Raw genomic sequence first — 19737 nt, 5'->3', positions numbered from 1 at the left:
TCGGCCGGATTCTCCTGTACTCACCGTGCCCGACGCGTGCACAAGAAGTGCAAAAGTGCCTGCGTGCGGCGCAAATACGCACAGCTGACTAGACTTGTCAGGTGACGAGTGACTCACCCGCTTCCGTCCGACTCGTCGGTGCCGTCACCGTCGAGCGTGGCTCTCGGGTGGTCGATCCCCGCATCATCGGTGGGCCGCGCTGCGTCGAACTGCTGTCGTATCTGACGCTCAATCGCCATCGAGAGGTCTCGCACGACGAGTTGGCGGACCTGCTCTGGCCCGAGGAGCGGCCGCGCACCTGGAATTCTGTGCTGCGTGGGGTGATCTCGAAGGTGCGGGACGTTCTCGACGCCGCGGACATCGCGGGTACGTCGATCGTGTCCCGTACCGGCATGGTGCGTCTGACTCTTCCGCCGGACACCACGGTCGATCTCGAGGAGATCCGGGACGCGTGCCGCCGCACGGAGGGATCACCCGCGGACCGTGCCCGCGATGCCCGGACGGCGTTGCGTCTGCTCGCCGAACCCGTGCTCGTCGGAGCCCACGGCGCGTGGGCGGACGACGTCCGGCGAGAGTTCGACGACCTGCGGCTCACGGCCCTCGAAGCGGACGCCACCGCGTCGATGGATCTCGGTGCGTTCGAGAACGCCGTGTCCTCCGCGGAGTCCCTGCTGGCAGCCGACCCCCTGCGCGAGAGCGCGTACCGCATCGCCATGCGTGGCTACGTGGCACTGGGCGACCGCGGACAGGCTCTCGGGGCGGCGGCGCGATGCCGAGCGGTGCTGGCGGACCGGCTCGGGGTGAGCCCCTCACGCGAGACCCAGTCGTTGTACCTGGAGTTGTTGGAGGACGATACCGAGACCACCCCAGCGCAGCGCGAGGAGCCGCCGGTGGGATCCGCCTTCGTCGGACGCGATGTCGAGATGAGCCGCATCGTCGAGGACCTCGAGGCGGCCGCTGCCGGTCATGGACGGTTTCTCCTGGTCTCGGGTCCGCCGGGGGCAGGGAAGACGTCACTCGCCCGCGCCGTCATGCAGCGTGCCCGCGCCGCCGGCACGGACGTCGTGTCGGGTCGCTGCAGCGAACACTCGACCATCCCGTACGAACCGTTCGTGGAGGCAGTCACCCGCGACCTCGACTCGCGCGGCGTCATCGGAGCGCGTCAGTGGCTGCGGACCAACGGCGCCGACATCCTCGGCATCATCCCCGGGGCCGCACGTCGATTCGGGGACCTCATCCCCCCGCACGTGGACGACGACCGCACAGGGGCGTCCGACGCGGTGCAGCGGTGGCTCGTCGGGCCCGCTCGACAGGCCCCGACCCTGCTCGTGATCGACGACCTGCAGTGGGCCTCCGGCACGACGGCCGCCCTGGTCCGCCATCTCGCGCGGTCGACGCAGAACGACCGACTCTGCATCCTCGCGACAATGCGGGACGAGAACCTCGTGTCCCCGGAACTCCAGGCGACCCTCGACGTCATCCGGTTGTCGGCGGGGTTCCGCGAGATCACCCTGGGCGGACTGTCTCTGGCCGCGGTGCACGACCTCCTTCGCGAGCAGAACTCGACCCTCGACCCCGAGGCCATCGTGGCACGGACGGGTGGCTCCGCCCTGCTGGTCGCAGCCGTCATCGCGGCACACGAGCGCGAACCCGGCGGCTCGCTCCCCTTCACGGTCACGGACGCGGTGCGTCTCGCGAGTCGCGAACTCAGCTGTGACGCAGTCACTCTGCTCGAACTGTGCGCGGTGACCGGGGTGACGGTCTCGCGCCCGCTGCTGCGGGCCGCCTCGACGATCCCGTCCGATCTCCGTTTCGCCGAGACCCTCGACGAACTGCTGGCCGTGAACTTCCTGGTCGCCGGCGACACCGACGACGAGCTGGTGATGAGACACGCTCTCGTGCAGTCGACTCTGTACGACGCGATACCCGGGGCGCGGCGAGCGCAGATGCACTCCGACGTGGCTCGGGCCCTGGTCGATCTCGGTGCCGACACCACCGCCGACGAACTCGCGCGCATCGCGTACCACTTCGGCAGGGCGCTGGACTCCGACCGCTCCGAGGCCGCGCTCTACGCGCGGCGTGCCGGCGACGCCGCCTACGCGGTGTCAGCGTACGAGGACGCGGTGGTGGGGTACCGGACCGCCCTTCGGAAGATGGTGCCGCACGGCGACTCCCGCGAGCGGTGCCGACTGCTGATCGACCTCGGCCGGGCGCAGCGCAAGTGCATCGACCGGTCCTACCGGGCCACTCTCTTCGACGCGATCGCCATGGCGCGGAGACTGGGCGACGTCGACCTGCAGGTCGACGCGACGCTGGCGGACACGATCAGTGGTGCGGGCCTGTTCCAGATGTTCGACCCGTTGCCGGAACGACTCGACAGCCTGCACGACGCACTGCACGTCCTCGAGGACTCCGGCCGCGCGAACAGTGCCGCCACGGCCAAGGTTTTGGTTCTGCTGGCCATGGAGCTGAGCTGGACCGATGACTGGAAGGAACGCCGCGACCTTCTCGAACAGGCTGTGACGCTGGCGCATTCGGTGGGAGACCGCAGTGCCCTCGAGGCGGCGCTGCGCGCGATGCTGTGGTGCCTCCTGGTGCCCCAGTGTTGGGATCTGCGCCAAGAGGCGATGACACGTCTCGTCGAGCTGGAGTCGACATCGTCTCGGCGGCATCGCGATCCGTCCGCCGCCACCATCCTGGCCAGGACCCAGCAGGCGTTCGGCGACCTCGGCGGCGCCGACTCGACACTCGCGGCGGTGACCCGGGCCGATCTCGCGGGCGACCCCGAGATGACCTGGGCCATGGTGTGTTCCAAGTTCGGCGTGGACGTGTCGGCAGGACGACTGGTGCGCGCGGAGACCGTGCTGGCACGGATCTGCGAGACGCCCGACGCCGCGCTCGGCAGCCACACCTACGGCCGCGAACACACGTCGATCCTCACCCTCCGGACGATGCGCGGAGATCTCCGGCACTTCGCGGATCGGCGCGACGAGATGGCCACGATGTTCGACCTGATCCCGGCGTTCCGCCCGGTCGTGGCGTCCTCGCTCGCCGACGTCGGACGCATGGACGAGGCGCGCGAGCTGATGAACTGGTACGACGAGCAACGGCTCGCGGCGATCGCCCCGGACATGCTCTGGCTGATGTCGATGACCTTCATCGCCCGTGCCGGTGCCACGGTGGGCAACACACTGGTGTGCACCGACGTGTACGAACGGTTGCTGCCCTACGCGGAGCAGACCGTGTCGGTCGCCCCGAGCGTCTTCGGCGTGGTGCACCACCACCTGGCCGACGCGTCCCTGGCCACCGGTCACGTCGAGCGAGCGGGTCGCCATCTGCACGCCGCGCGGCGCCTGCACGTCGCCCGCGGCTTCGAGGGATGGAGCGCGGAGGACGCGTATCTCGGTCTCCGCATCGAGCACGCCCGCACCGGACGGCTCGCGGCCCGCGCTCTGGCGTCGGCCCGCACCCGTGCGGACGTCATCGGAGCCTCGGCGGTCCGGCGGCGCATCGACGCCGTCGCGGCCTTGGTGGAGAACTCCGAGCGCTGACTGCTACTCGCCGACGCGGCCGTCCGCAAGACCCTGCGAGCGCCTGTGGACGGCCGTCCCCGGGGACGCTCGGTGGGCCCGGCTCACGGCTGGTCCGGGCGTACTCTCGGCCCGTGAGTTCAGACAGGATGGTGGCCCGCATCGGTGGGCTTCTGCGTCAGGCCGAGTCCACGGACAATCCCCACGAGGCCGAGGCGTTCATGGAGGCCGCACAGCGTCTCGCGACCGCCGCCTCGGTCGATCTGGCCGTGGCACGCTCGCACACCGCCTCGCGCGAGAAGCGGGCGACGCCGGTGCAGCGCGTCGTCCACATCGGGGAGCACGGCAAGAAGGGCCTGCGCACCTACGTCCTGCTGTTCGTGGCCATCGCCCGCGCGAACGACGTGCAGTGCGACGTGGCGCAGTCGTCGACGCAGGTCTTCGCGTACGGGTTCGAGAGCGACATCGACACGTGCGAGGCCCTGTACGCGAGCCTGCTCGTGCAGATGGTGCGCGCGAGCGACACGTACATCTCGTCGGGTGCGTACCGGGACGCCACCGTGGACCGTGAGGTCACCGTCGTCCGAGGACGCCGGCGCTATCGCACGGTCGAGCGGGCGCCGCTCGCCGGCGTCACTGCCAGGATCGAGTTCCAGACCGCGTTCGCGCACCGGGTCGGCGAGCGCCTGGCCGCCGTCAAGAAGGAGGCCGAGGCCGAGGCGGTCGCCACGGAAGCTCCCGAGGCCGGCACCGCACTGGTGTTGCGTGACAAGGAGATCGAGCTGCGCGACTTCTACCGGTCCGCTTCCACCGCCCGGGGTACCTGGCGCGGCAGCTCGGGTCGCTCGTACTCGTCGGAGGCTCGGCGAGCCGGAGACCACGCCGGTCGACGTGCACGCCTGGGCAATCAGAGCGAGATCGGCGGCCCCCGAGGACAACTCGAACGGTGACCCGCGACAGCCAGCGCTCCCGCGTCTACGACGCCGAGCATCAGGTCCGCACCATGTTCGACCGCGCGGACGAACGGGGCCTGCGCACCGTCGAGATCCTCGGGTCCACGGTCACCCTGCCGATCGAGCGGCGCTTCGCCTCGCTCGACTCGGTCCAGACCTACGTCGACGGCGTCACCGCTCTGGACTGGGTGCGCAGCGAGTGGCCACGCGCGGCCGTCCCGGTACGGGTCCGGGCCCGCTCGGGCGCGGGCGCCGCGCACTACGAGGTCGACACCGCCACCATCGCTGTCCCACTCCACGTACGGGGACGCGCCTGGGCCCTGCGCGAGATGGTGGTGCTGCACGAGATCGCGCACCATCTGGAACCCGGCGATCCGGACGACCACCCCGAACCGGCCCACGGCGGCGCGTTCGTCGATCGCTATCTCACCCTGGTCTCGGAGATCATCGGCGCCGAGGCAGGTTTCGTCCTCCGCGCGACGATGCACTCGTGTGGAGTGCGCATCGGTTGACAGGCCGGGCACCATGGAAGCGACAGCCAGCGCACTCACCGAAGGATCACACATGTCCGTTCGCATCGGAGTTCAGCTTCAGCCCCAACACGCCCCCGATTACGGCCTCATCCGCGACGCGGTGTTGCGGTCCGAGGACGCCGGCGTGGACATCGTCTTCAACTGGGATCACTTCTACCCGTTGTACGGCGACCTCGACGGCGCCCACTTCGAGTGCTGGACGATGCTGGGCGCCTGGGCCGAGCAGACCTCGAACGTCGAGATCGGCGCGCTCGTCACCGGCGGCGGCTACCGCAATCCCGACCTGCTGGCCGACATGGCGCGCACCGTGGACCACATCAGTGGAGGACGGCTGATCCTGGGCATCGGCGCCGGGTGGAACCAGAAGGACTACGACAACTTCGGCTACGACTTCGGCACCGCCGGCTCACGCCTGGCACTGCTCGACGAGAGTCTCGCCCGCATCACCTCGCGTCTCGCCGTCGGCAATCCGGCGCCCACTCGCCACATCCCGATTCTCATCGGCGGCGGCGGTGAGAAGAAGACGCTCAAGATGGTCGCCCGCTACGCCGACGTCTGGCACAGCTTCGCCGACCTGGACGCGCTGAAGCACAAGTCCGAGGTCCTGGCCGGACACGGTGAGACCGTCGGCCGCGACGTGTCGCAGATCGAGCGATCGGTGGCGTGGCCGGGCGCGGACGACGCGCAGGCCTTCGTCGACGCCGGAGCCACCCTCTTCACCGTCGGCGTCAACGGCCCCGACTACGACCTCACCGAGCTGACCGGCGCGATCTCCTGGGCGCGGTCGCACCAGGGTTGACAGTCAGCCGGACTGCTTTCCGAACAGCCCCGAGCTGCCGTGTCCGCCGTGCGAGGAGGCGAACTCGTACGCGGACTCGGCATGCTCGTGTTCGTCGATGCCGTCCGTCTCGTGCTGCGGATCCGCTCTGATCCCGATGGTCAGCTTCAGCACCGTGGCGATGGCCGCGGTGACCAGGAACGCATAGGCGAGAACGACGACGACGGCGACCACCTGTCGACCCAGCTGCGTGACGCCGCCGCCGTAGAACAGGCCGTCGACACCGGGCGGCATGTCGCTGCTCGCGAGGAGGCCGATCATGAGCGTGCCGACGATGCCACCGACCAGGTGCACTCCGACCACGTCGAGCGAGTCGTCGTACCGGAAGCGGTACTTGAGGCCGATCGCCAGGGCGCAGGCGACACCGGCGGCAGCGCCGACGCCCAGAGCGCCGATCGGGGTGACGGCCGTGCACGACGGCGTGATGGCCACCAGACCGGCGACGACACCCGACGCCGCGCCGAAGGATGTGGCCTTCCCGTCGCGGATCTTCTCGACCACCAGCCACGCCACCATCGACATCGCGCCCGCGCCCATCGTGTTGACCAACGCGACCGCGGCGACGCCGTCCGCCGCGAGCGACGATCCGGCGTTGAAGCCGAACCAGCCGAACCACAGCAGCCCGGCACCCACCATGACGGCGGGCAGGTTGTGCGGCCGCATCGCCTCGCGGGGCCACCCACGACGCTTGCCGACGACCAGGGCGAGCGCCAGTCCGGCCGCGCCGGCATTGATCTCCACCGCGGTGCCCCCGGCGAAGTCGATGGCCTTCAGCTGGTTGGCGATCCAGCCCCCGGTCTCCGCGGTGACACCGTCGAACGCGAACACCCAGTGTGCGACGGGGAAGTAGACGAGTGTCGCCCAGAGGCCGGCGAAGATCACCCACGGCATGAAACGCATCCGGTCGGCGACGGCGCCGGACACGAGCGCCACGGTGACCATCGCGAAGCCTGCCTGGAAGGCCACAAAGGCGAGCGCCGGAACGGTTCCCACCAGCGGGATCTCGACCGCGCCGCCCCCGGCTCCGAAGCTGCCGCCGATCAACGAGGTGAGGCCGGCGAACTGCGTCGGGTCCCCGATCCACCCACCGACGCTGTCGTCGCCGAACACCATCGAGTATCCGAACAGGACCCACAGGACCCACACGACCCCGATGGCCGACAGGCTCATCATCATCATGTTCAGCACGCTCTTCACGCGCACCATGCCGCCGTAGAAGAACGCGAGCCCCGGAGTCATCAACAGCACCATCGCGGCACTGGCCAGAACCCACGCCGTGTTGCCGGCATCCGGAGCGCCCGTCAGCGGGTACTCGAGACTGGAGTACATACGAACACCTTCCGTCCCCCGGCGCACACCCTCCAGGCGTCCTGGATAGTCGGTGACGTGCGCCCCGACGGAGACTAGACCCCTGGTCGGAGCGGTCCCCACGGCGATCACCGGCAACAGATCACTGAGCACAACCATTGCGCGTTCGACGTTTCGGTGATCCCGGCACGTGAGCCCTAGTGTTCATCTCATGCTTGCGCACCGCGTGGGACGGAAACTCATCGTCCTCGTCTCCACACTTCTCCTCGCCGTCCTCCTCGCGTCCTGCGGCACCTCGGACGGCGGCTCGTCGGACGGCTCCTCGTCCGCTGCCGCGGCACCGACCGAACTGTGCTCACCTCCCGGTGTGGACAGCGCGTCGTCCACGCCGACCAACTTCGACGCCGCGGCCGCCGCCGCGACCGAGGATCGGTACACGACGCCGTCGGTCACGCCGCTCGATCGCATCGACACCTCGCAGCTCGGACTGATCACGCCCGGCCAGCTCACCGTCGGCACGCTCTCCGACGCGCCGCCGAGCATCTGCGTCGACGGCTCCGGCACCTACACCGGCTACGACAACGAGCTGCTGAAGGCCGTCGCCGCGAAGCTCGGCCTGCAGATCAACTTCTCGGGCACCGAGTTCTCGGGTCTGCTCGCGCAGGTCGCCGGCCGACGCTTCGACGTCGGGTCGTCGTCCATCACCACCACCGACGAGCGGCGCAACACGGTCGGCTTCACCAACGGCTACGATTTCGGCTACTTCTCCCTGGTCGCGAAGGCCGGCGGACCGATCACCGCCTTCGAGAACCTGGGGCCGGACACCCGTATCGGCGTCGTGCAGGGAACGGTGCAGGACGACTACGTCGTCAACACCCTGGGCCTGGACCCGGTGAAGTTCCCCGACTACAACACCGCGTACGCAAATCTCCGCACCGGACAGATCGACGCCTGGGTCGCACCGTCGCAGCAGGCCGAGGGCCTGGTGAAGCCGGAGGACGGGACCGCGATCACGCAGAACACGTTCAGCCTCAACAACTTCGTCGGGTGGGCCGTCGCGCGGGACAACCAGCCGCTGATCGACGCGTTGAACTCCGGCCTCGACGCGATCATCGAGGACGGGACCTGGGCCCAGCTGTACTCCGACTGGGTGCCGCGCGAACTCCCGGAAGGATTCAAGCCCGGTAGCAAGGCAGCGCCGCAGCCCGAGCTTCCCGACTTCGCGGCCATCGCCGCCGAGAACGACGCGAACGCTCCCGCCGCGCAGGCCGTCGCACCGAAGTCGACGTTCGAGCAGCTCGGCGACACGTTCTTCGACTGGAACCTCTACAAGCAGGCGCTGCCGGACCTGCTGAAGACCGGCCTGCCGAACACACTGATCCTGGCGCTGGCATCGGGCATCATCGGCACGGTTCTCGGCATGCTGCTCGCACTGGCGGGCCTGTCCCGCACCCGCTGGCTGCGCTGGCCGGCACGCGTCTACACCGACATCTTCCGCGGACTGCCCGCCGTCGTGATCATCCTCGTCATCGGTCTCGGCATCGGACCCGTCGTCAGTGGGCTCACCGGCAACAACCCGTACTGGCTCGGTGCGGTGGCGTTGTCGCTGCTCGCGGCCGCGTACATCGGCGAAATCTTCCGATCCGGCATCCAGAGCGTCGAGAAGGGGCAGATCGAGGCAGCGCGTGCTCTCGGGTTCAGCTACCGACGCTCGATGCGCCTGGTCGTGGTGCCGCAGGGTGTCCGGCGCGTGCTTCCCGCACTCGTCAACCAGTTCATCTCGCTGATCAAGGACTCGTCGCTGATCTACTTCCTGGGTCTGCTGGCGACGCAGCGCGAACTGTTCGCCGTCGGCCGAGACCTCAACGCGCAGACCGGAAACCTGTCACCCCTGGTGGCGGCCGGACTCGTCTATCTCGCGATGACCGTCCCGCTGACCCACCTGGTCAACTACATCGACAAGCGTCTGCGCGTCGGCAAGGCCGAGCAGACACTCGACCCGGTCGAGCAGGCCATCGTCGTGGAAAGAGGCTGACACATGACCACCGCACCCTCGACCGAGCCGTTGACCGGCGTCTCACTCGCCGGCCGTGACCTGCACCTGTCCTTCGGCACCAACAAGGTCCTACGGGGCGTCGACATCGACGTCGCCGCAGGAGCCACCACCACGGTCATCGGACCGTCCGGGTCGGGCAAGTCCACGCTCCTGCGTGTGCTCAACCGACTGCACGAGCCCGAGCAGGGCGACATCCTGCTCGACGGACGCTCGGTGCTGAAGGACGATCCCGACGCGCTGCGCCAGCGCATCGGCATGGTGTTCCAGCAGTTCAACCTGTTCCCGCACCGCACCGTCCTCGACAACGTCGCGCTCGGTCCGTGGAAGTTGAAGGGACTGAGCAAGGACGACGCACACGCCGCCGCACTCGCCCAGCTCGACAAGGTGGGCCTGAAGGAGAAAGCGGGCTCGCGCCCGGGCAACCTCTCCGGCGGTCAGCAGCAGCGCGTGGCCATCGCGCGAGCACTCGCCATGGAACCGCAGGTGATGTTCTTCGACGAGGCCACGTCCGCCCTCGACCCGGAGCTCGTCAAGGGCGTGCTCGCCCTCATGGCGGACCTCGCGACCGGCGGCATGACGATGGTCGTCGTCACGCACGAGATGGGCTTCGCCCGCTCGGTGTCCGACCGCGTGCTGTTCATGGACCACGGCAGCGCCGTCGAGGTGGGCCCGCCCGCAGCGCTGTTCGACGACCCGCAGACCGAGCGACTGCAGAGGTTCCTGTCCGAAGTGCTCTGATCCCCGAGCCGCGAATGTGACGCGGCGCACAGCATCCCGCGTACGGTCGAGAGAGATGCCGACATTCGCACTCGAGAATGTCGGCGCTCTACCTCGAACGGGAGCTGAAAACATGGCCGACAACAGAGCCGTCGCCTACGCCGGAGCCGGGAAGGTCGAGGTCGTCGACATCGACTTCCCCAGCTTCACCTTGCAAGACGGGCCCGGCGTGAACCCGGCGAGTGTGGGCCGCGAGTGCCCGCACGGAGTGATCCTGAAGGTGGTGTCCACCAACATCTGCGGCAGCGATCAGCACATGGTTCGCGGCCGCACGACGGCACCCGAGGGCCTGGTGCTCGGGCACGAGATCACGGGCGAGGTCATCGAGGTGGGCCGCGACGTGGAGTTCATCAAGCAGGGTGATCTGTGCTCGGTGCCGTTCAACATCGCGTGCGGTCGCTGCAAGAACTGCAAGGAACGCAAGACCGGCATCTGCCTGAACGTCAATCCTGATCGTCCCGGCGCCGCCTACGGCTACGTCGACATGGGCGGCTGGGTCGGCGGCCAGGCCGAATACGTCATGGTGCCGTACGCGGACTGGAACCTGTTGAAGTTCCCGAACCGAGACCAGGCCATGGAGAAGATCCTCGACCTGACGATGCTGTCGGACATCTTCCCCACCGGCTTCCACGGCTGCGTCACCGCCGGAGTGGGCGTCGGATCGACGGTCTACATCGCCGGCGCCGGTCCGGTCGGGCTCGCCGCCGCAGCCAGTGCGCAACTGCTCGGCGCCGCCGTCGTCATCGTGGGCGACCTCAACGAGAGCCGGCTCGCGCAGGCACGAAGCTTCGGTTGCGAGACCGTCGACGTCAGCAAGGGCGATCCGAAGGATCAGATCGAGCAGCTGCTCGGGGTACCGGAAGTCGACTGCGGCGTCGACGCCGTCGGTTTCGAGGCACGCGGTCACGGTGACGGGTCGGCGACGGAAGCGCCGGCCACCGTGCTGAATTCGCTGATGGACATCACGACGGCGGGTGGTTCGCTCGGAATTCCGGGGTTGTACGTCACCGGCGATCCCGGCGCATCCGACGAAGCCGCCAAGGTCGGCGCGTTGTCGCTGAGCCTCGGCACCGGGTGGGCCAAGTCGTTGTCCTTCGCCACCGGACAGTGCCCGACGATGCAGTACCACCGCGGCCTGATGATGGCGATCCTGCACGATCGCGTGCAGATCGCGAAGGCCGTCAACGCACGCGCTATCTCACTCGAGCAGGCTCCGCAGGGCTACGCCGACTTCGACTCCGGTGAGGCCACGAAGTTCGTGCTCGACCCCCACGGGCTCCTCGGCGCGGCCTGACCGACTCTCGCGAGGTGGGCTGTCGCGCCCACCTCGCGAGTGCGCGTCAGCCCAGGAACGCGAGCAGTTCCTGGTTGAACCGATCCGGGTGCGAGGTGTTGAACCCGTGCGGGCCGCCCTCGACGAGTACCAGAGTGCTGTTCGCGATCGCCTCGTGTGAGCGCTTACCGCTCACCTCGAACGGAACGATGGCGTCCGCGTCGCCGTGGATGACGAGGGTGGGGACGTCGATCTTCGGCATGTCCTCACGGAAGTCGGTGCGCGCGAACGCCTCGATGCACCCGAGGATCGCCGGTGTCGACGCTTCGGCCGCCATGTCCACCGCGTACTGACGATCCTCCTCCGAGACCTTCAGCTCGCCGTTCGCGCTGAAGAAGTTGGTGGCGAAGCCGTCGAGGAAGGCGTTGCGGTCCTCCTCGACGCCGTTCTCGAAACCCGCGATCGTCTCGTCGTCCAAGCCGCCGTCGGGGTTGTCCTCGGACTTGTAGAGGTACGGGGGAACAGCACCGGCGAGCACCGCCTTCGCGATGCGGTCGCTGCCGTACTTCGCGAGGTAGCGCACCACCTCGCCGCCGCCCATGGAGAAACCCACCAGCGTCACGTCCCGCAGGTCGAGCGTCTCCAGCAGGACCGACAGGTCCGCGGCGAACGTGTCGTAGTCGTAACCGGACTCGGGCTGCGACGAGCTGCCGAATCCACGCCGGTCGTACGTGACGACGCGGTGGCCCGCGTCGAGCAGTGCGACGATCTGGGGCTCCCACGACCGCTCGTTGAGCGGCCAGCCGTGGATCAACACCACCGGCGCGCCCTCGCCTCGGTCCTGGTAGTGCAGGTCGATCGGGGCGTCGTTCTCGACTCCCACCGAGAGCATCGGCATGTCGTGCCTCCTTCGTCGCGGTGTCTCCGCGTCGCTCTCGGTCTACCCGGAGCGTGCCCCGACGACACACGTTCGCCCACCGTTCACCTTCCTGCACCCGGGGAGTTGCTTACCTTCCCTTTGCCTTTTGCCCGGCACTTCTACGGTCGACCGGTGACCACGATTCCGCTTCCCCTGATCGTCTCCCATCAGCACGACGGCAGCTCCTCGCGGTCGTCGCTGACGTGCAAGTACAAGTGCGGCGACGCCTGCTTCCACGAGGTGCCCAACACGTCGTCGAGCGAGTACTTCGGCGACATCGTCAAGACGGCGATGACGCGCCGCGGCATCCTGCGCGGTAGTGCGATGGCCGTGCTGGCCGTCGGCGCCACCAGCGCCCTCGCCGCGTGCGGCACAGAGGACTCGGGCACGGCCACCACCGCGTCGGCCACCCCGACCCCGGAGCCGCGTGGACTCGACTTCGCCGCCGTCGCGCCCAACACCGAGGACGCGGTCGTCGTCCCGGAGGGCTACGAGCAGGCCGTCGTCATCCGGTGGGGCGACCCGGTGGTCGAGGGTGCGCCTGCCTTCGAGTTCGACAACCAGACCTCGGCGGCCCAGGAGAAGCAGTTCGGATTCAACAACGACTTCGCGGGTCTGCTGCCGATCGACGGGTCGTCCACCGAGTACCTGCTGGTGGTCAACCACGAGTACACGACGGAACCGTTCCTCTTCAAGGGGTACGACGCGGAGAACCCCACCGCGGAGCAGGTCGCCATCGGCCTTGCCGCCCATGGTCTCTCGGTGGTCCAGGTGGCCGGTGAGAACGGCTCGGGCAAGCTCACCCCGCAGATGGGCCGCTACAACCGTCGCATCACCGGATCGACCGAGTTCGTCCTCACCGGACCCGCGGCCGGCAGTGACTTCCTCAAGACCTCCGCCGATCCCACCGGCACCAGGGTGTTCGGCACGTTCAACAACTGCTCCGGTGGCGTCACCCCGTGGGGCACCGTGTTGTCCGGCGAGGAGAACATCAACCAGTACTTCGCCAACGCCGAGAGTGTGACCGACCCCGTGGTCGCCGAGCGTCTGGCGCGCTACGGCGTGGAAGGTGCTGCGTCCGAGCGCAAGTGGGAGCGATTCGACAAGCGCTTCGATCTGGCGCAGGAGCCGAACGAGGTGAATCGCTTCGGCTGGGTCGTCGAGGTGAACCCGTGGGATCCCACCGCAGCGCCGATCAAGCACACGGCGCTCGGCCGGTTCAAGCACGAGGCCGCGACCATCCACGTGACCGACGACGGCACCGTGGTCGCCTACAGCGGTGACGACGAGCGTTTCGACTACATGTACAAGTTCGTCTCCAGCCGGAAGATGATGCAGGGCACCGGCGCTGCGGCACTGCGGTCCAACGTGACGCTTCTCGACGCCGGAACCCTCTACGTCGCGACGCTCTCCGGTGACGCGCCCGACCAGATCGACGGCTCCGGAAAGCTCCCGACGACGGGACAGTTCGCCGGCAAGGGCGAATGGATCCCGTTGTTGCGTACCGGCGAGGACGGCCGCGGCGAGTCCCTGGTCGACGGCATGTCCGCCGAGGAGGTCGCCGTCTTCACGCGCCTCGCCGGTGACAAGGTCGGCGCCACCAAGATGGACCGGCCGGAGGACTTCGAGCCGAACCCCGTCACCGGCAAGGTGTACGTGGCGCTGACCAACAACTCGAACCGAGGCACCGAGGGCAAGGCCGCCGCCGACGAGGCGAATCCGCGGGACAAGAACAAGAACGGCCAGGTCCTCGAGCTCGACGACGACCACGCCGGGACCAGTTTCACGTGGAACCTTCTGCTCGTCTGTGGCGATCCCGCAGCCGCCGACACCTACTTCGGTGGCTTCGACAAGTCGCAGGTCAGCCCGATCTCGTGCCCGGACAACCTGGCGTTCGACGCCGACGGCAACCTGTGGGTGTCGACGGACGGCAACGCCCTCGACTCCAACGACGGCCTGTTCTCGGTGGTTCTCGACGGTGACCGCCGCGGCCAGACGAAGCAGTTCCTCACCGTGCCGAATGGCGCCGAGACCTGCGGTCCGATCGTGCAGGAGCAGCGTGTCGTCGTGAGCGTGCAGCACCCGGGCGAGGAGGACGACGCCAGTGCCGACGCCCCCGCCTCGCACTGGCCCGACGGTGGCGACTCGCAGCCCCGTCCGTCGGTCGTCGCGGTGTGGAAGGTCTGACCTTCTCCCTGCCGTCGTGGACCGCGGTCAGCCCAGCCAGTCGAGCACGCTGGCCGCGGTCCACGATTGCTGCATGCTTCCCAACGGCTCTCCGGTGAACGGCTCGTAGTATTCGGCGAAGCTGCCGTCGCTGGCCTGCCGCAGCCCCTCCTCGCGCAACATCGCCGACCGCTCCGACCACCCACGTCGAGCGAAGGCCCACGAGAACAGCCACGTCACCACCGGCCACACGGGACCGCGCCAGTACTCGCGAGGTCGGAAGTCCCGCGAGATCGGCGACGTCGACGGGGGAACGGCGTACTTGAAGTCCGGGTGCCCGCAGAAGCGCGGACCCTCGAAGAGTCGCAGCAGCGCCCGCTCGGTGTCACGAGGCAACCCACCGCACAGCAGCGGCGCGAACATCGCCATCGTGTCGGTCTTGATCCACTCCCCGGACCGCACGTCGCGATCCCGAGCCGCGCCGGAACGCGCGTCGGTGGTGGCGACGACGCCGCTCCGGAACCGGTCGGCCCAGGCGCGCAGGTCCCGCACGTCCGCATGAGGCCGGGAATGGTCCTCGCCGATGGTGGCCAGCACGTCACAGGCGACGGCGAAGATCGCGCTGACGAACACGTCCTCCACCGCGAAGCTCATGGCACTGTTCAGCGCGAGATCGTCGTACCGGGCGAGTTTCATCTCCTCGAGCAGCCAGAGATAGCGGTCGTACTCGATGTTGCTCGGGCGCTGCGACGAGTCGGTGACGATGGACGTGTCCTCCCGGATGTACGGCGGCACCGCCCCCGGAATCACCTTCCCGTACGCCGCGTCCCAGCGCGGCGAGTTGTCCATGCCCGATTCCCACCCGTGGTACAGCGTGATGCGCCCCGTGTGGTTCTGATCGCGTGCGTGTGCCAGCCAGCGGTGCCACCGCACCAGATCCGGCCATCGCCGATCGAGGAACTCACCGGCGACCTGCCGCGTGGTCCGCCCACGTCGACGGGCGTGATCGAGAATGCGCTGCACGGCGATCGCGTGCACGGGGGGCTGCGTGATGCCCGAGGTGTGGACGCCGACGGGTGCGTGCGCGGCGAGTTCGTTCACCTGCCAGCGGGCGGGCCCGGGAAAGTATCCGTCGACACCGCTGGCGAAGACGATGTGCGGGATCATGCCGTTGGACCACTGCGCGGACAACAGGGTGTCGAGCTCGACGACGGCCCGCTCGACACTCAACGGGGCGAGCCCGACCGACACGAAGGCGGCGTCCCAGCTCCACATGTGTGGGTACAGACGCGGAGCCGCGCTGGTCATGGTGCCCAGATCGTTGCCGCGCAGGAGATAGGCGGCCCGTGCCGCGAGCTGAGTCGGGGTGAATCCGGGGGCGGCCATGGGAGACATCATCCGTCGGACGGCGCGATCCTGCAGGACGCGCCGGTGAGTCGGGGTGCGGGCCCGGCGCGTCGGTCGCATACTGAGCCATCGGCGTCGAACGCGCCGGGGCAACTGGTCGGGGGTGGTGGGTGTGTCGACCGCGTCGATGTCCGCGCTGGTCGGGTGGCTGCCGGACGACTCCGGTCACGATGCGCTGGGTCTGGCCGCGCGCATGGCGACCACCGCTCGGGCCGCGGGCGGCGCGATGACGGTCCGCACGTGCACCGTCCTGCCGCGGACGTGGCCGTTCCCGTCGATGGCGCACGTGGACGCGGAGTACCGACGCTGGCTCGAGGAGCGCGGCACGGATGCGGCCGCTCGGGCCGATGCGGCGATGGCGGACCTGCTCACTCCGGCCGATCTGGGATCGCCCTCCGCCTTCTTCGCCGAGAACGCCGCCGAGTCGGCCGCACTCACCGCGGCGGCGGCCACTCACCATGCCGACCTGGTGGTGCTGGGGAGCTCCGACGGTCCCGACGATCGCTTCACGCCGGGGAGCACGAGCGAGACGCTGCTGCACTCGTCGGCTGTTCCGCTGGCACTGGCGCCGCGCGGCGCGCGCCGCCGCACCGACGCCGTCGCCCGCATCTCCTGCGCCTACACCGGGACCCCGGAAGCCAAGGATGCGCTGTACTCCGCGGCGGCTCTCGCGGTGCGCTGGAACATCGCGCTGCGCCTGGTGGCGTTCGCACCACGACGCTCGACGACGTATCCCCCCTTCGGTGGCTACGACGCGGAGGATCTGGTGACGTCGCAGTGGCGCGAGCAGGCCACCGAGATGCTGCACTCCGCGGCGTCGGACGTCACGTCCGCCTACCCGGCCCTGTCCCCTACGTGCGCGGTGGGTTCCGGCGGGGACTGGCAGCACGTGGTGGACTCGGTCGAGCTGGGGCCCGAGGACCTGCTGGTGCTCGGTTCGTCCCGCCTCGGACCTCTCGCCCGGGTGTTCCTCGGATCCACCGCGTCGAAGATTCTGCGGCACAGCCCTGTTCCGATTCTGGTCGTTCCCCGTGGAAGCCGATTCGCTCGGTGAACCACGCCGATAGTGGAGGAAACATGAGCGATCCGAGCAACGGTTCGGGACTGCTGCGGCGCAGGTCGATCAGCGACATCGCGGCCCTGGAAACGACGGGCGAAGGTCGGCTGAAGCGGTCGATCACCACGTTCCAGCTGACGTGCATCGGCGTCGGCTCGACCGTGGGCACCGGCATCTTCTTCATCTTCTCGTCCGCCGTCCCGGTGGCGGGTCCCGCGGTCATCTTCTCGTTCGTCATCGCCGCCGTCACGGCCGGCCTGACGGCGCTCTGCTACGCCGAGCTGGCGTCGTCGATCCCGGCCTCCGGGTCGACCTACACCTACACGTACACCACCATCGGCGAGTTCGTCGCGATCCTCGTCGGCGCCTGCCTCATCCTCGAGTACGGCGTGTCGACGGCCGCGGTGTCGGTGCTGTGGTCCCAGTATCTCAACGACCTGTTGGATCGTACTGTCGGACTACGCATTCCGGACGTGCTGTCGCATGCACCCGGGGACGGCGCCGGCTTCGGCGTCAACCTGCCCGCCATCGTTCTCGTCGCGCTGTGCGCCGTGTTGCTGATCCGCGGAACGAGTGAGTCCGCTCGTGCGAACGCCGTCATGGTCGTCATCAAGATCGGCATCCTCGCGATGTTCGCCATCGTCGGTTTCACGGGATTCAGTCTCGAGAATCTGGAACCGTTCGCCCCGTTCGGAGTCGCCGGTGTCGGTGCGGCGTCCGGCCTGATCTTCTTCTCGTTCATCGGACTCGACGCGGTGTCGACGGCCGGCGAGGAGGTGCACAATCCCAAGCGCACGCTGCCCATCGCGCTCATCAGCGCGCTGGTGGTGGTCACGCTGATCTACCTGTTGGTGACGATGTCGGCGATCGGCGCGCAGAAGTACACCGAGTTCGAGGGCCAGGAGGCCGGTCTCGCCGAGATCCTTCAGTACGTCACAGGATCGAGCTGGCCGTCGATCGTGCTGTCGGCGGGCGCCGTCGTCTCGATCTTCTCGGTCACGCTGGTCACCCTCTACGGGCAGACTCGGATCCTGTTCGCGATGAGCCGCGACGGTCTGATCCCGAAGGTGTTCTCGCAGGTGAACCCTCGCAGCCTCGCACCGGTGAAGAACACGATCATCGTGGCGTTCTTCGTGTCCCTGCTCGCGGGTTTCCTGCCACTGGACTTCCTGGCGGACCTGGTGTCGATGGGCACGCTCGTGGCCTTCATCGTCGTCTCCGCCGGAGTGATCATCCTGCGCCGCCGCGAGCCGAACATCGAGCGCGGCTTCAAGGTCCCGCTGTACCCGGTGCTCCCGATCCTGTCGATCTGCGCATGCCTGTACCTCATCAGCACCCTGCACATCCAGACGTGGATCCTCTTCGCGGTCTGGCTGGCGGCCACGTCGGTGCTCTACTTCACCTACTCGCGACGGCGATCGGCCCTGGAGCCGAACAGGCTCCAGGGCTGATCGAACCGTGACGGTCAGCGACCGATGGTGGCGTGCATCTCCCAGACGATGACCTCGGCTGCGGACGTCGTCGACAGTGTCTGTCCGCCACCGCCCTTGATGCGGACCGCGTCACCCTCGCGCAGCAGGCCCACGCCCTCGAGCGAGGCCTCGCCGCGGGCGACGAAGACGTGCAGGAACGGAGCATCCGGGAGGTCCTGAGCCGGGGTGTCGGAACGCAACCGTGCGACGTGCATCGCGGCGTACTTGTTCTTGATGCGGATCGCCGAGTGGTCCTTGTAGGCGTCCATTCCCGACGCGACCGGAACCAGCCCGCCCGAGAGCAGTTCGTCGTCGATCTCGAGCTGCTCGTACCCGGGGGTGATGCCGGCCTCGTCGGGCACGACCCACATCTGCACGAAGTGCACCGGGTCCCGATGCTTCTGCGACGGGTTCTCCGTCGACGCGAGACGCCACGAGTCGTTCTTCTCCGAGTGCAGGATTCCCGTGCCGGCGCTCATCCGCTGGGCGAGCCCCGGGTAGATGAGCCCGTTGTGCCCGATGGAGTCCTGGTGCACGAGGGATCCCTGCAGGACCCACGTGACGATCTCCATGTCCCGGTGCGGGTGCGTGTCGAAACCGGTACCCGCGTCCACGATGTCGTCGTTGTTCACCATCAGCACCCCGTGGTGGGTGTTGTCGGGATCGTAGTGATGTCCGAACGAGAACGAATGGTGCGAGTCGAGCCAGCCGATGTTCGTGGCCGGCCGGTCGTCGGCGCGACGGACGTCGAGTTCGGGTGCGGTGGAGGTCGTCATGGGGGTCCCTTCTCGGGATGGGAAGTGAGACTACCGAGCGAGCTTGCCCGCGATGGTGACGACGCGGGTGGCGAGATGTCCGAGGGCGGCGCGGGTCGCGTCGTCCAGTTCGTTCTGGTTGTCGGGTCCGGTGACGTGGCCGACGCCGTAGGGGTTGCCGTCGGCGAACTTCAGTCCGTCGGTGTAGCCGGGGGGAACGAGGATGCCGCCGAAGTGCATGAGCGAGGTGTACAGGTTGACGATGGTCGTCTCCTGGCCGCCGTGGGCCGTCTGGCTCGAGGTGAACGCGGCGTAGGCCTTGTCAGCGAGCTTGCCCTGGGCCCACAGGCCACCGAGCGTGTCGAAGAAGGTCTGGAACGGGGACGCAACGCTGCCGAAACGGGTCGGCGAGCCGAAGATGACGCCGTCGGCCCACACGATGTCGTCACCGGTGGCGGCCGGCAGATCCTTGGTGGCCTCGTAGTTGGCAGTCCAGGCGGGGTTCTCGGCGAAGGTCGCCGGGTCACGGGTCTCGGCGATGTGCCGGACGCGCACCTCGGCGCCGGCCGCCTGAGCGGCCTTCTCGAGCTCGGCCGCCATCGTGGTGCCGTGGCCGGTGGAGGAGTAGTAGAGGATCGCGAGCTTCGTCATGAGTGACCTTTCGGAAGTGGGACGTGGTTCGGGGGTGATTCG

15 protein-coding genes are annotated in these 19737 nt (G+C 68.4%); 10 read left to right on the top strand and 5 right to left on the bottom strand.

The features are described from left to right. Positions 1 to 101: 101 nt before the first annotated feature. The 4 genes from ASG69_RS05050 (at position 102) to ASG69_RS05035 (ending at position 5815) form a co-directional block, all read left to right on the top strand. Complete coding sequence (locus ASG69_RS05050) at positions 102 to 3551, top strand: ATP-binding protein (protein WP_156380438.1); 3450 nt, start codon at positions 102 to 104, stop codon at positions 3549 to 3551. Between the two features lie 113 nt (positions 3552 to 3664). Further along, entirely contained in the window at positions 3665 to 4480 is an 816-nt protein-coding gene (locus ASG69_RS05045) for a DUF2786 domain-containing protein (RefSeq protein WP_056440912.1), read from the top strand. Further along, a complete protein-coding gene (locus ASG69_RS05040) occupies positions 4477 to 4995 on the top strand; it encodes a TIGR04338 family metallohydrolase (RefSeq protein ID WP_056440909.1) in 519 nt (172 codons plus the stop codon). Before ASG69_RS05045 ends, ASG69_RS05040 begins: the two co-directional genes overlap by 4 nt. A 52-nt stretch (positions 4996 to 5047) precedes the next feature. After that, positions 5048 to 5815: an LLM class F420-dependent oxidoreductase gene (locus ASG69_RS05035; RefSeq protein WP_027505998.1), complete on the top strand. Its 768-nt coding sequence runs from the start codon at positions 5048 to 5050 to the stop codon at positions 5813 to 5815. 3 nt (positions 5816 to 5818) lie between these two features. Here the strand turns inward: ASG69_RS05035 and ASG69_RS05030 are convergent, their stop codons facing one another. After that, positions 5819 to 7183, bottom strand: coding sequence for an ammonium transporter (locus ASG69_RS05030; protein ID WP_027505997.1), 1365 nt, complete (start codon positions 7181 to 7183; stop codon positions 5819 to 5821). A 190-nt stretch (positions 7184 to 7373) separates the two neighbouring features. Between ASG69_RS05030 and ASG69_RS05025 the strand changes: the two genes are divergently transcribed. From ASG69_RS05025 to fdhA, 3 genes are all read left to right on the top strand, one after another. Further along, entirely contained in the window at positions 7374 to 9197 is a 1824-nt protein-coding gene (locus ASG69_RS05025) for an ABC transporter substrate-binding protein/permease (RefSeq protein ID WP_037185965.1), read from the top strand. 3 nt (positions 9198 to 9200) lie between these two features. Next, the gene (locus ASG69_RS05020) at positions 9201 to 9956 is read left to right on the top strand and encodes an amino acid ABC transporter ATP-binding protein (RefSeq protein WP_056440906.1); all 756 of its coding nucleotides are present in this window, start codon (positions 9201 to 9203) and stop codon (positions 9954 to 9956) included. A 112-nt stretch (positions 9957 to 10068) separates the two neighbouring features. Then, complete coding sequence (gene fdhA / locus ASG69_RS05015; RefSeq protein WP_056440903.1) at positions 10069 to 11289, top strand: formaldehyde dehydrogenase, glutathione-independent; 1221 nt, start codon at positions 10069 to 10071, stop codon at positions 11287 to 11289. Between the two features lie 46 nt (positions 11290 to 11335). Here fdhA and ASG69_RS05010 read toward each other — a convergent pair whose 3' ends face one another. Beyond that, positions 11336 to 12166: an alpha/beta fold hydrolase gene (locus ASG69_RS05010; protein ID WP_056440899.1), complete on the bottom strand. Its 831-nt coding sequence runs from the start codon at positions 12164 to 12166 to the stop codon at positions 11336 to 11338. 153 nt (positions 12167 to 12319) lie between these two features. Here ASG69_RS05010 and ASG69_RS05005 point away from each other — a divergent pair, with 153 nt between their 5' ends. After that, on the top strand, positions 12320 to 14374 hold the full coding sequence (locus ASG69_RS05005; protein WP_056440896.1) for a PhoX family protein: 2055 nt from the start codon (positions 12320 to 12322) through the stop codon (positions 14372 to 14374). 27 nt (positions 14375 to 14401) lie between these two features. Here the strand turns inward: ASG69_RS05005 and ggh are convergent, their stop codons facing one another. Next, positions 14402 to 15739, bottom strand: coding sequence for a glucosylglycerate hydrolase (gene ggh / locus ASG69_RS05000; protein ID WP_056442140.1), 1338 nt, complete (start codon positions 15737 to 15739; stop codon positions 14402 to 14404). 133 nt (positions 15740 to 15872) lie between these two features. On the opposite strand from ggh, the gene ASG69_RS04995 reads away from it, so the two are divergent. Both ASG69_RS04995 and ASG69_RS04990 read left to right on the top strand, forming a co-directional pair. Then, positions 15873 to 16814 (top strand): universal stress protein, encoded by a 942-nt coding sequence (locus ASG69_RS04995; protein ID WP_156380437.1) that lies wholly within the window; start codon positions 15873 to 15875, stop codon positions 16812 to 16814. Between the two features lie 23 nt (positions 16815 to 16837). Continuing rightward, positions 16838 to 18268, top strand: coding sequence for an amino acid permease (locus ASG69_RS04990; protein ID WP_056440890.1), 1431 nt, complete (start codon positions 16838 to 16840; stop codon positions 18266 to 18268). Positions 18269 to 18282: 14 nt separating this feature from the next. Here the strand turns inward: ASG69_RS04990 and ASG69_RS04985 are convergent, their stop codons facing one another. Beyond that, the gene (locus tag ASG69_RS04985; RefSeq protein WP_027505989.1) at positions 18283 to 19065 is read right to left on the bottom strand and encodes a pirin family protein; all 783 of its coding nucleotides are present in this window, start codon (positions 19063 to 19065) and stop codon (positions 18283 to 18285) included. 30 nt (positions 19066 to 19095) lie between these two features. After that, positions 19096 to 19695 (bottom strand): NAD(P)H:quinone oxidoreductase, encoded by a 600-nt coding sequence (gene wrbA, locus ASG69_RS04980; RefSeq protein ID WP_027505988.1) that lies wholly within the window; start codon positions 19693 to 19695, stop codon positions 19096 to 19098. Positions 19696 to 19737 lie beyond the last annotated feature (42 nt).

It is taken from the genome of Rhodococcus sp. Leaf225, assembly GCF_001426145.1.
Lineage (GTDB): Bacteria > Actinomycetota > Actinomycetes > Mycobacteriales > Mycobacteriaceae > Rhodococcoides.
The sequence above is the reverse complement of the archived record's forward strand: the minus strand, read 5'-3'. Positions and strand labels throughout refer to the sequence as shown.

Coding starts and splice junctions, on each gene's coding strand:
- ASG69_RS04985 (WP_027505989.1), bottom strand. CDS start 19,065: ATGACGACCTCCACCGCACCCGAACTCGACGTCCGTCGCGCCGACGAC.
- fdhA (WP_056440903.1), top strand. CDS start 10,069: ATGGCCGACAACAGAGCCGTCGCCTACGCCGGAGCCGGGAAGGTCGAG.
- ASG69_RS05025 (WP_037185965.1), top strand. CDS start 7,374: ATGCTTGCGCACCGCGTGGGACGGAAACTCATCGTCCTCGTCTCCACA.
- ASG69_RS05030 (WP_027505997.1), bottom strand. CDS start 7,183: ATGTACTCCAGTCTCGAGTACCCGCTGACGGGCGCTCCGGATGCCGGC.
- wrbA (WP_027505988.1), bottom strand. CDS start 19,695: ATGACGAAGCTCGCGATCCTCTACTACTCCTCCACCGGCCACGGCACC.
- ggh (WP_056442140.1), bottom strand. CDS start 15,739: ATGGCCGCCCCCGGATTCACCCCGACTCAGCTCGCGGCACGGGCCGCC.
- ASG69_RS05035 (WP_027505998.1), top strand. CDS start 5,048: ATGTCCGTTCGCATCGGAGTTCAGCTTCAGCCCCAACACGCCCCCGAT.
- ASG69_RS04990 (WP_056440890.1), top strand. CDS start 16,838: ATGAGCGATCCGAGCAACGGTTCGGGACTGCTGCGGCGCAGGTCGATC.
- ASG69_RS05020 (WP_056440906.1), top strand. CDS start 9,201: ATGACCACCGCACCCTCGACCGAGCCGTTGACCGGCGTCTCACTCGCC.
- ASG69_RS05010 (WP_056440899.1), bottom strand. CDS start 12,166: ATGCCGATGCTCTCGGTGGGAGTCGAGAACGACGCCCCGATCGACCTG.